The following is an 11214-nucleotide window of genomic DNA, read 5'->3' on the forward strand; positions in this document are numbered from 1 at the left end:
CGCTGGTCGCGCCGGGATCGGCCCGAATCGCGTGCTGCCCGCGTCGGCCGCCGCCCGCTAGTTCGCGTCGAAACCGCGCCGGCAAGCCGCTTGGCAGAAGGCCGCGATGCGCCGGAATCGGCCCGAACCGCCTGCCGCCTTCGGCCACCGCCGCCCGCTAACTCGCGTCGAAACCGCGCCGGTAAGCCGCCGGGCCGAAGGCCGCGATGCGCCGGAATCGGCCCGAACCGCCTGCCGCCTTCGGCCACCGCCGCCCGCTAACTCGCGTCGAAACCGCGCCGGTAAGCCGCCGGGCTGACGGCCGCGATGCGCCGGAAATGGCGGCGCAGCGATTCCTCCGAGCCGAAGCCGGCCAGCGCGGCGAGCTGCGCGAGCGGCAGCGCCGGGTTCGCCTCCAGCATTTCCTTCGCAACGCCCACCCGTTCGCGGATCAGCCACGCATACGGCGCCAGCCCCGTGGCGTCGCGAAACTGCCGCTGCAGCGTGCGCGGGCTCATGGCCACGCGCTCGGCCAGCGACGCGAGCGTGTGCGGCTCGGCGGCGTGCTCGCGCATCCAGTCGATCAGGCGCGCGAGGCGATCCTGGCCGTCGGGCGCGACCGGCCGCGGCACGAACTGCGCCTGCCCGCCGTCGCGATGCGGCGGCAGCACGAGCCGCTGCGCAACGCGGTTGGCGATCGCGCTGCCATGGTCGCGCCGCACCAGGTGCATCAGCATGTCGAGGCCCGCCGCCGAGCCGGCCGACGTGACGATCGCGCCTTCGTCCACGTACAACGCATCGGGATTCACGTTCAGCGACGGATAGCGCGCGCGCAGCCGTTCGACATAGCGCCAATGGGTGGTCACGGTCAGCCCGTCGAGCACGCCGGCCGCCGCCAGCACGAACACCCCCGAACAGATCGAGCAAAGCCGCGCGCCGCGCCGGTGGGCCGCGCGCAGCTTGCGCAGCAACGGCTCGGGCGGAAGCTCCTCGGGATCGCGCCAGCCCGGGATCACGATCGTGTCGGCACGATCGAGCATCGCGAGCCGGTACGGCGCGGCGATCGTGATGCCGCCCGCCGCGCGGATCGGCCCCGACTCGGCCGCACACACGGCGAAGCGATACCAGTCCACCTCCAGCTCCGGGCGCTGCAGCGCGAACAGCTCGACGACGCAGCCGAATTCGAAGGTACAGAGGCGGTCGTAAGCCAGCGCGACGACGAGATGATTGTGCATGGCGCGATGTTACCGGAACTTGTCGATCTGGCCACTGTTGGCAAAACCGCCGCACCGCGATACTGATGGCTCCGACACCGTTTTTCCCCAGGAGACCGAACCCTCATGTCCTACGTCACCGAAATCCCCGCCGCCGACAGCGCCACCGCGCTCGAACGCTTTTCCGCGTCGCTGCGCTTCGAAACCGATTGCTGGGACGTGCATCACGCGATCGAATCGGGCCAGACCGATTTCGTGCTGCTCGACGTTCGCAGCCCGGAACAATTCGCCGCCGGACATATCCGGGGCGCCATCAATCTTCCGCACCGCAAGATCATCGAAGGGAAGCTATCGGATTTTCCAATCGGATCGATATTCGTTACCTATTGCGCTGGCCCCCATTGCAACGGCGCGACCCGCGCGGCGATCCGTCTGGCTCGCCTCGAACGGCCTGTCAAGCTTATGCCTGGCGGGATTACGGGATGGTACGACGAAGGTTTCGAATTGGTGACGGATTAATGCCGGACGAGGGGTCGACAGGCACCGTGACGGGAAACGCAACAATCAGTTTCCTGCACAACATCTGAAAAAGCGCGACAATCCGTCCCACTGCAGTTGCCTTCGTCGCACTGCAACACGGAAGGAGTTGCTCCCATGCAGATGAAAATCCTGTTTCAGATTGTCGGGGCCGTAATCGCGATCGCGTTCTACTTTCTGCCGGCGATCATCGCCGACCGTCGCGGCCGTCACGACAAGCTGACCCTCGCGCTGTTCAACGCCCTGTTCGGTTGGACCGGTATCGGCTGGCTGATGACGCTCTACTGGGCACGGCTGCCGAACCCGGCGAAGAACCTGGCCGTCAAAATCGTCCAGACCCGCCACTCGATCAGCATGAACACGTTCCAGTCCGGCCTGGTCGATCGCGTGCAACGCCGCGTCGCGCTCCAGCAAGCCTGGGTCGAAAAGCAGGAATCGCGCTGAGCCAGCCGAACGGCTGGCCGACGCAGCGATCAGCCCGCGTCCGCCTTCACGCCGCTGCACGTCTCACCCGCAGTCGCAGTCGCTTGTTGCCGCTCCCGGATCACCCCGCGTTCCCGACCGCGTAGCACCCGCCCCGCGTCACCTGTCCGCGCATTCCGCCTGGCATCACCAGAACGATCCGGCCTGCCCGGCCGAGCCGCCGCATTACGCGTGCGGCTCGGCCGGCGGCGCCTGCCTTCGTCGATGCTCACACCGCATCCGTTGCCTCGATCGACCACGTAAACGACAACGCGCCCGTTTCCGGGCGCGTGGCGTATTGGTACGTGACGTATCGAGGCCGATGCCGGCCTGGATACCGCATGTTCAGTTCAGCGGAACCGCCTCAAAACGCAAAGCCGGCGTGCATGCCGAAGCTGCGCAGGCTCGCGCGGCCGGCCGAGATGGTGGTCGGCTCGCGCACCACCTCGTCGAACGCAAAGCGCTGCTGGCAGAAATCGCCGCCGATATCGAACCACTGGCACGTCAGCCAGGCTTCGCCGCCGGCCGCGCCGACGAACGTGACGGTCATGCGCGGACCGCCGGTTTTGAGCGTCACGACGTCGCCGATGCGCGGCGACGCGACGCGAATATCGTGTGCTGTTGTCATGACCCGGCCTCTCGAAAGTCGCTTTCCGGTTAGCCGACGGCTTACCGGTTTGCAGCAGACTATCAACGAAAATAAACCGAGACAAGAAATCTTTTTTGCTTTCTTCTGCGCGATTTCAGAAAAGCGTTCGCTTACCTGTCAGCCTTGCCAGCAAAGCCTCTCGAAGCTGTCGACACGATCATTTACCGTGCGTTCGATTGAGCCGATTTTGAAACTTTTATTTAAACGAATCGCGAATTTTTTGATCCGATTATTGCGCTGCAATCGGGCTGAAAACCGCCGATTCGAATATCTGCACATTATTGTGGCCGGTTACCGGTATCGAATTCCCGGTTTCAGACCGAATAGGCACCACGCGCGTGCAGATCCGCTTCGGCGCGCGCCAGCGCAGCCACTGCCTCGCCACCTTCGAGCGCCAGCAGTTGTGCGACCAGCGCCTCGGCCAGCGCATGCGCGCCCACCAGCGACGGGAAGAACGACGGGCTCTCGTGCGCGAACAGCAGCGACTGGTCGGCCAGCAGCGCAATCGGCGACACGGCGCTGTCGGTGATCGCCACCACCTTGCTGCCGCGGTCGCGCGCGGTGGTCGCCACGCGCGTCGCCTCGGCCGAATACGGCGCGAAGCTGACCACCACCGTCACGCTCTGCTTCGAGATCGCGCGCAGTTCCATGTCGAGCGAGCCGGCCACGCCGGCCAGCAGCGCGACGGTCGGGCGAAACAGCCGATACGCGTAGACAAAACCGAACGCGACCGGGTAGCACGAGCGAAAGCCGGCCACATGCACCTGCTGCGCCCGGCGGATCAGCTTCGCCGCGTCCGCCAGCGCGCGCGCGTTCTGTGCGGCCGTGCCGCTCAGGTTCTGCTGCTGGGCCGCGAGCAGATCGTGCGCGAGCGCCGCCTTGCCGCCCGGCTTGACGAGCGAGCGCGCGCGCTGCGTCATCGGCGCGGGGCGCGTGCGCACGCGCGCCACGAACAGGTCGCGCATCTCGTTCCAGCCGGGAAAGCCGAACTGCTGCGCGAGCCGCACGAGCGAGGCCGGCTGCACCTCGGCGCGCTGCGCGACCTTGCGCATCGACGACACCGCCACCTCGTCCGGATGGTCGATCAGGAACGCCGCGCCCACCTGGAACTGCGGACTCAGCTCGGAGAATTGCGCGCGAATCAGGGCGGCGAGTTCGTCGAAATCGGCAGGCATCGTGGCGAGGGGCGGAAAACGGGCGCCCATGGTACACCGGGCCGGGCACGGCTGCCGACGCGCTGCCGGCCACCAGATGGCGGCGATCCCGGCGGCGGACACGTGCCGCATCGCGAGGTGAAGGCCAAGGTGCTGGAAACGATTTCGACGTTCCTCGACGTGTCCGACACACCCAGCCTGAAGGTTATCCACAGAAAATGTTGGCAAGCTTGTGGATGACCTGCGCATGGTTTTTCCAATCCCTTGAATAACATCAGATTTTTCTCGTGAAAGACGGTTTTGGCAGGCGCCGCGCCGCAGGCCATCTTGTCCACAGATTTTGTTGGCAAGCTTGTGGATATCCTTTCTGGCTTCTCGCCAATACCTTGATTCGATAGAGATATTTTCAAAAATGCCGGGTTTGGGCAGCGGCTTTCACACCGGTCCGGCGACCGGTTTCGACAGCCGCATCGAGAAAAAAGCGTTTCCAATCAACAGTCGGCCAGCCTGCTGGTTGCGCAGGCAACCGGTTGCCGCCCGGCTTGCCAGGCCTGCCGGGCGATCCCGACGCCCCCCATCCATCCCGCGCATCACCCGCTGCATCGCCTGAAACCGGCCCGATCCTTGGCGCCGCCGACCGCCCAGGTTGTCCACAATTTTTGTTGGCAACGTTGTGGATTTCTTCGGGCAATACGCCCCAAACCGTTGATCCCGCTATCTTTTTTCTCATACGTCACGAATGTGGCAGTGCCTGCCTCGTCAAGGTGCAACCGAGGTTGTCCACAGATTCTGTTGGCAAACTTGTGGATTACCTGCGCGTCTGCGGCGCAAGGCATTGATCCGACACGGTTTATCACGCGACGTTGCAGAAACGGCAGGTGTCGAACGCGTCGGTGGCCTAGGTGGCCTCGCGACGATCCAGCAGCCGATGCAGCGGTTCGATCCGGAGCGGGCGAAATGCCTGGAACAGCAGTTCGACGGCCAGGCCATCACGACCCTGGTCGCGGTAGTCCACCGGCATCCTGACCACCAACACGATCAGCTCGCGCAACAGTGTTTTTTCCCTGCAGAACAGGGCATCGCCTCATCGAGAGGGTTATTTGCGCTCGCACAGACCATCGCACGTCGCCGATGAATTGCGACGTGAAGCGCGCTCCATACTCTGCGCTCCCCTAACAGTTTCCAATGAGGTGGAACATGCTGGTTTACCGCAGCTTCGATCAAGCCGCACTCGACAAGCAATACAACATGCGCGTGCGCATTCCCGATCATCCGGCGATCTTCGATCGTTGGGCCAAGACGAGCGCCACGTTTCGCCGCGAGCACGCGGTGCATGAAGAAGTGCGTTACGGCACGGCGGACATGCAGGCGCTCGATTTCTTCCCCGCGCGCGATCGCGGGCGCCCCGTGCTGGTGTTCATCCACGGCGGCTACTGGCAGTCGCTCGACAAATCGGATTTCAGCTTTGTCGCGCGGCCGTATCTGGCGGCGAACTTCAACGTGGCGGTGGTGGGCTACCGGCTCGCGCCGTTGGTGCGAATGGGCGACATCGTGCGCGACAACGCGCTCGCCGTCGCGCATCTGTACCGCCATGCCGACGCGCTCGGTTTCGATCGCGACGCGATCTTCGTATCGGGCAGCTCGGCCGGCGGCCACCTGACGGGCGTGCTGGCCAGCCTCGATTGGGCGCCGTACGAGGTACCGGCCGATATCGTCAAGGGCGCGTGCGCGCTCAGCGGGCTTTACGATCTGGAGCCGATCCGGCTGTCCTATCTGAACGAAGCGGTGCGGCTCGACGCGCGCGAAGTGGCCCAATACAGCCCGAAATTTCACCTGCCGGCCGCGTCGCTGCCGTTCATCCTGACGGTGGGCGGCGACGAAACGGACGAGTTCCACCGCCTGCAGGCCGAATACCAGACGCGGCTGAACGCGCACGGCCTCGACGTGCAGATCGTGCGCCAGCGCGACGGCCATCACTTCGGCGCGATCGACCGGCTCGGCGAGGAAGGCCATCCGCTGTCGCAAGCTGTGATCGCAATGATGCAAGGCTGACGGCAGGCCGCGCTCGCGGCCGCTCAGGCCGCCACCGCCCGATCGAGCTTCGGTGGCCGCAGGCGGCTGACCGACGCGAGCGCGGCGAGGCTGATCATGGCGGTGGCCATCAGGTAGAAGCTCGGCGCGCTGCGGTTCGCCGTGGCGCTGACGAGCCACGTGACGATGGCCGGCGTGAAACCGCCGAACACCGTCACGCCCACGTTGTAGCCGACCGACATGCCGGTCGAACGGGTGGCGGCCGGGAAGATCTCCGACATCAGCGCGGGCAGCGCGCCGAAGTAGATCGACTTCAGCAGCGCGAGCCAACCCACCAGCGCGAACAACGCCGGCACCGACCCGTGCGACACGGCATACGAAAACGCCGGATACGCGCTCGACAGAAACAGCACCGCCACCACGGTCATCTGCTTCAGGCGGCCGATGCGATCGGACAGATGGCCGGCGAACGGCGTGACGACGGTGAGGATCACGCCACCGGCCATGGTGGCCGCGAAGCTGGCCGAGGCCGGCAGATGCAGCTCGCGGATCGCGAACGTCGGCAGGTATTGCAGCATGTAGTTGACGGCCGTGGATACCGTCAGCGCGCCGATCGAAATCAACACCATCTTCTTCTGCTTCGAGAACACGTCACGCACCGGCGTTTCGGTTCGCACGCCTTCGGTGAACGCAGGCGCGTCCTCCAGGAAACGGCGCAGGTACAGCCCGAGCGGCCCGATCAGCAAGCCGAAGAAAAACGGCACACGCCACCCCCACTCGGCCAGATCGGCCGGCGACAACAGCTTCGCCAATCCGAAACCGAACGATGCGGCCAGCAGCGTCGCGAGGCCTTGCGTGGCGAACTGCCAGCTCGCGAGGAAGCCACGCCGATGCGGTGCATGCTCGATCAGCATCGCGGTGGACGCGCCGAATTCGCCGCCGGCCGAGAAGCCCTGGATCAACCGCGCGGCGAACACGCCGAGCGGCGCGGCCAGCCCGATGCTCGCGTAGGTGGGAATCAACGCGATGATGCCGGTGCCGATCATCATCAACATGACCGACACCATCAGCGCCGCCTTGCGGCCGCGCCGGTCGGCATAGGCGCCGAGCACCACGCCGCCGATCGGGCGCACCAGGTACGACGCGCCGAACGAGCCGAACGTCAGCAGCATCGAGGCCGTTTCGTTGGTCGCCGGGAAGAAGTGCTTGCCGATGTAGATCGCGAAGAACGCGTAGATCGCGATGTCGAACCATTCGAGCGCATTGCCGGCGGAGGTCGCGACGACGATCTGCGTGAGGCTCAACGGTTTGCGCGCGGGCGGAGTGGAAAGCGGAGTCGGGTTCATGAGGCGCTCGATCGGTTGACGGGAACGGAGGCCGCGGCGGTGGGCGCCGCGTGACGTGGCGCGGCGCGCATCACGCGAGCGGCACGCTGGCGGATGACGCGGCAAGCCCGTCGGCAGCAGCAGCCCGGCGCGCGGCGACGATGCGCGGCGCGTCGTCGCCGAGGTCCCACCAGAGGCCCGCCATCACGCCGAGCGCCTCGCGCGCGACCGAGCCGAGCAGATGCTCGTTCGGCGCGTGCTGCGCGCAAGCCGGATACGAATGCGGCACCCACAAGGTGGGCAGGCCGAGCGTGTCGGCGAACACGTCGTTCGGCACGGTGCCGCCGAGGTTCGGCAACAGCGCGGGCCGCTTGCCGGTGGAAGCGCACAGCGAGGCCAGCGCCCAGTCCACCCAGGGATCTTCGGGATCGAGCCGGGTAGCGGTGGCGCTCTGCGTGACGCGCACCTGCACGTCGTCGAAGCCATGCTTCGCGAAATGCGCGTCGAGGTGCGCGGCGGCGTGTTCGGCATCGGTGCCGACCACGTAGCGCAACTGGCAGGTGGCCTTCGCCATGGCCGGGATCGCGTTGACCGGCGCGTCGGGGTTGCCGGTGCGGAACGCGAGCACTTCGAGCGTGTTCCAGGCGATCACGCGCTCGGTCGGCGTCAGGCCCGGTTCGCCCCAGTCGGGGTCGATGGCCGGCGCGTTGTCATCGCCGCCGAGTTCGATATCGGCCAGCGCGCGGCGCACCGCGTCGGACACGGGCGGCGGCCGCAGCCCCTCGACGGCGATCACGCCGCGCCGGTCGATCATGCTGGCGATGGCGTGCGCGAGCACCGTGCCGGGGTTGCGCAGCACGCCGCCCCAGTTGCCCGAATGATGGCCGCCGTCGCGCAGCGCCACCGTCAGCTCGATCGTCACGCCGCCGCGCGAGCCGAGGAACAGCGTCGGGCGCTCGGCCGACACGCGCGGGCCGTCGGAGGCGATGAACAGGTCGGCCGCGAGCGCGCCGCGCTCGGCCGCGCACACGGCGTCCAGCCCCGGCGAGCTGATTTCCTCGCCGGTCTCGAAGATCACCTTCACGTTGAAGCCGAGCTTGCCGCCGCGCGCGTCGAGCACGGCCGCCAGCGCGGCGAAATTGATCGAGTGCTGGCCCTTGTTGTCGGCGGTGCCCCGGCCGTACCAGCGATCGCCGTCGACCGTGACCGTCCACGGCGCGAGGCCCGCGCGCCACTGGTCGTCGTGGCCGCGCACGACATCGCCATGGCCGTAGGTCAGCACGGTCGGCAGCGCGGCATCCTCGATGCGCTCGGCGATCAGGAACGGCGCGCGCGCCGTCACCGGGTTGGCCGCCAGCCGCGACGTGAAGCCGAGCGCGGCCAGCGCGGGTGCGATTTCGTCGCTCAGGTAGGCCTGCAGCGCATCGGCCTGCGCGGCGTTCTGGCTTTCGGTACGAAATGCGACGCGGCGCGTCAGGTCGGTGAGCAGACGGCCCGAATCGTAATGTTCGAGCGCGCGCTCGATCGCTTGCTGGCGGGGGCTGGAGGGGATGTGGCCGGCTGTCATGGGGTCTCCTTGCGATCCTGATGTAAGAGGAAGTTCGGCCAGTCTAGGAACGCCATTAATTCTCAACAATTTCAAAAAATGCGCTTAGACTTGCCGAAATGGCAACGCAAGGAGGGCGACGATGCTGCACGGGATCGCGCTGAAGTATTTCGTCGAGGTCGCGCGCACCGGTTCGCTGGCCGCGGCATCGGAAACGCTGCATGTGGCGGTATCGGCGATCAGCCGCCAGATCAGCAAGCTGGAGCAGGATTTGGGCGTGTCGCTGTTCGAGCGGATGCCGCGCGGCATGGTGCTCACCCGCTCCGGCGAACTGCTGGCCGACCACGCGCGACGGGTGCTGCTCGAAGCCGACGCCGTGATGGGTGAAATCTCGGCCGGCGCGACAAAAGGCAGCGGCCTGGTACGCATCGCGTGCACCGAAGGCTTCACGCGCTCGTTCCTGCCCGGCGTGCTCGCGCGCCACCATGTGGGCGCACCGAACGCGCGCTACGTGCTGCGCGCGGGCACGCCGGCGCAGGTCGAGCACTGGGTGGCGACCGGCGAGGTGGACATCGGCATCGCATTCTCCAGCGGCAGCGCTTCGCCGTCGCATGTCGAGTACGCGGTCAACATGCCGGTGCGCGCGCTGCTCGGGCCGTCGCACCCGCTCGCCTCGCACGACAGCCTCACGCTCGCGGATCTGCAGGCCTACCCGATCGCGCTGCTGGAGCGCAGCACCACGGTGCGCCAGTTGTTCGATCTGTGTTGCTCGGCACGCGGCGTGCGGATCGAGCCGCTGCTGTCGAGCAACAATTCGGCGGCACTCCACGCGTTCGCGGCGCTGACCGGCGCGATCACGCTGGGCAGCGAGGTGTCGCTCAAGGGGCGGGGCGGCGGCAAGGCGCTGATCGCGCGGCCGATCGACGAGCCGCTGCTGAACCAGCGCATGCTCGAAGTCACGACGATGCGCGAACGGCGTTTGCCGGTGGTGGTAAAGGCGCTGCTGGCAGTGCTGAAGCGCGAATTGGGCGAGGTGTAACGGGCGGCGGCCACGCACCGCGGCCACGATGTGCCTCGCCCGGTGCCTCGCTCAGGGCGTCAGGCCGATTGCGGCGGCATGCACTGTGCCATCCCCTCGCGGATCTGCTCGGGCGTCAGATCGCGCTGATGCGTGGCCACCGACCAGCGATGACCGAACGGGTCCGTCAACTGGCCATAGCGGTCGCCCCAGAACATATTGGCGACGGGCATCGTGAGCGTACCGCCGGCCGCGACGGCACGCGCCACCACCGCATCGACGTCCTCCACGTACAAGTGCAGCGTGACCGGCGTGCCGTTCAGCCGCTGCGGGCCGAGCGCGCCGCAGCCTTCCATTTCGTCGGTCAGCATCAGCGCCGAATCGCCAATCCGCAGCGAGGCGTGCATCAGCTTGCCGTCCGGGCCGGGCAGCCGGCTGGTTTCGAGCGCGCCGAACGCGGCCTGGTAGAACGCGATCGCATCGGCCGCGCCCCGGCAGATCAGGTGCGGCGTGAGCGTGTGCATGCCTTCGGGGATCGGCTTGACGGCGGACTGGGCTTGGGCGGACATGATGCGGCTCCTTGGGTGGAAAGGACTGCGGCCGGCGGCCGGCGGCGCGGCGGAAGGCGCGAACTCGCGCTCATGCCTCCACGACGCGCGACGGCGGCCGGAATCGACATCGCCGTGAAAGAATTTTCCGCTATCGTGGAGGCCCGCCAGTGGATAGCCATCGCACCACCCAAAGTTATCCACAGTTTTTGTTGGCAACTCTGTGGATATCCATTCCCCGCTCCCGCCAAGATATTGATCGAAAAAAGAATTTTTTCGGGCCTCTCGGCGCGCTCACCAATGCGTCACACCGCACATACGCGGGATCGGACCCCACCCCTCGCCGATCGCCAAGCGGGGAAACCGCCGCCACAGTAGAAAAGCCCCGGCAGCCGGGGCTTGTCGACAGATCGGGTTCGACACGCGCGGCGTTATCCGCTCAAGGCCGTTCGAGCCCGCCCATCAGCTCGGTGGCCTTGTCGCGCAGCGCTTCGTAGCCGGCGCGCGCATGCTCGGGCAGATCGGGATCGCCGATCAACGTGCCGAGCGTCTCGACCAGGCTGAACGCCAGCCCCCTCGCCGCGCCGGCCGCGATCGACTGCGATTCGACCGAGGCATGCAGATGATCGACGGCCGCTTCCATCTGTTCCAGTTGCGCCTCGCGCGTGTCGCCGGGCTGGGGATCCTGGGTCATGATTGCCACCTCCTCGTTGTGATCTGGCGCGCCACGAACCGCGGCGCGCGACGGACC

The 11214-nt window shown here is 66.8% G+C and carries 12 protein-coding genes; 4 read left to right on the forward strand and 8 right to left on the reverse strand.

All coding sequences use genetic code 11. The annotated features are described in order from the left end of the window. Positions 1–257 precede the first annotated feature (257 nt). Positions 258–1214: a transcriptional regulator FtrA gene (ftrA, locus tag AB4850_RS12080; RefSeq protein WP_414440038.1), complete on the reverse strand. Its 957-nt coding sequence runs from the start codon at positions 1212–1214 to the stop codon at positions 258–260. 105 nt (positions 1215–1319) lie between these two features. On the opposite strand from ftrA, the gene AB4850_RS12085 reads away from it, so the two are divergent. Both AB4850_RS12085 and AB4850_RS12090 read left to right on the forward strand, forming a co-directional pair. After that, entirely contained in the window at positions 1320–1712 is a 393-nt protein-coding gene (locus AB4850_RS12085) for a rhodanese-like domain-containing protein (RefSeq protein ID WP_414440039.1), read from the forward strand. Positions 1713–1847: 135 nt separating this feature from the next. Next, positions 1848–2174 (forward strand): superinfection immunity protein, encoded by a 327-nt coding sequence (locus tag AB4850_RS12090; protein ID WP_414440040.1) that lies wholly within the window; start codon positions 1848–1850, stop codon positions 2172–2174. Between the two features lie 382 nt (positions 2175–2556). On the opposite strand, the gene AB4850_RS12095 is transcribed toward AB4850_RS12090, so the two are convergent. The 3 genes from AB4850_RS12095 to AB4850_RS12105 form a co-directional block, all read right to left on the reverse strand. Further along, entirely contained in the window at positions 2557–2820 is a 264-nt protein-coding gene (locus AB4850_RS12095; RefSeq protein ID WP_414440041.1) for a YodC family protein, read from the reverse strand. 335 nt (positions 2821–3155) lie between these two features. Beyond that, positions 3156–4016 carry a MurR/RpiR family transcriptional regulator gene (locus tag AB4850_RS12100; protein ID WP_414442019.1) on the reverse strand — a complete coding sequence of 287 codons (861 nt, stop codon included), beginning with the start codon at positions 4014–4016 and terminating at the stop codon, positions 3156–3158. 877 nt (positions 4017–4893) lie between these two features. Then, positions 4894–5046 (reverse strand): hypothetical protein, encoded by a 153-nt coding sequence (locus tag AB4850_RS12105; RefSeq protein WP_414440042.1) that lies wholly within the window; start codon positions 5044–5046, stop codon positions 4894–4896. Between the two features lie 146 nt (positions 5047–5192). On the opposite strand from AB4850_RS12105, the gene AB4850_RS12110 reads away from it, so the two are divergent. Further along, positions 5193–6047: an alpha/beta hydrolase gene (locus AB4850_RS12110; protein ID WP_414440043.1), complete on the forward strand. Its 855-nt coding sequence runs from the start codon at positions 5193–5195 to the stop codon at positions 6045–6047. 23 nt (positions 6048–6070) lie between these two features. On the opposite strand, the gene AB4850_RS12115 is transcribed toward AB4850_RS12110, so the two are convergent. Both AB4850_RS12115 and AB4850_RS12120 read right to left on the reverse strand, forming a co-directional pair. After that, positions 6071–7372, reverse strand: coding sequence for an MFS transporter (locus AB4850_RS12115; protein ID WP_414440044.1), 1302 nt, complete (start codon positions 7370–7372; stop codon positions 6071–6073). A gap of 70 nt (positions 7373–7442) precedes the next feature. Beyond that, entirely contained in the window at positions 7443–8918 is a 1476-nt protein-coding gene (locus tag AB4850_RS12120; protein WP_414440045.1) for a M20 family metallopeptidase, read from the reverse strand. 121 nt (positions 8919–9039) lie between these two features. On the opposite strand from AB4850_RS12120, the gene AB4850_RS12125 reads away from it, so the two are divergent. Next, on the forward strand, positions 9040–9936 hold the full coding sequence (locus AB4850_RS12125; protein WP_414440046.1) for a LysR family transcriptional regulator: 897 nt from the start codon (positions 9040–9042) through the stop codon (positions 9934–9936). A 59-nt stretch (positions 9937–9995) separates the two neighbouring features. Here AB4850_RS12125 and AB4850_RS12130 read toward each other — a convergent pair whose 3' ends face one another. Both AB4850_RS12130 and AB4850_RS12135 read right to left on the reverse strand, forming a co-directional pair. Beyond that, the gene (locus tag AB4850_RS12130) at positions 9996–10484 is read right to left on the reverse strand and encodes a VOC family protein (RefSeq protein ID WP_414440047.1); all 489 of its coding nucleotides are present in this window, start codon (positions 10482–10484) and stop codon (positions 9996–9998) included. Positions 10485–10902: 418 nt separating this feature from the next. Further along, the gene (locus AB4850_RS12135) at positions 10903–11157 is read right to left on the reverse strand and encodes a hypothetical protein (RefSeq protein ID WP_414440048.1); all 255 of its coding nucleotides are present in this window, start codon (positions 11155–11157) and stop codon (positions 10903–10905) included. Positions 11158–11214: the final 57 nt, after the last annotated feature.

Source organism: Burkholderia sp. 22PA0106 (assembly GCF_047497155.1).
Lineage (GTDB): Bacteria > Pseudomonadota > Gammaproteobacteria > Burkholderiales > Burkholderiaceae > Burkholderia.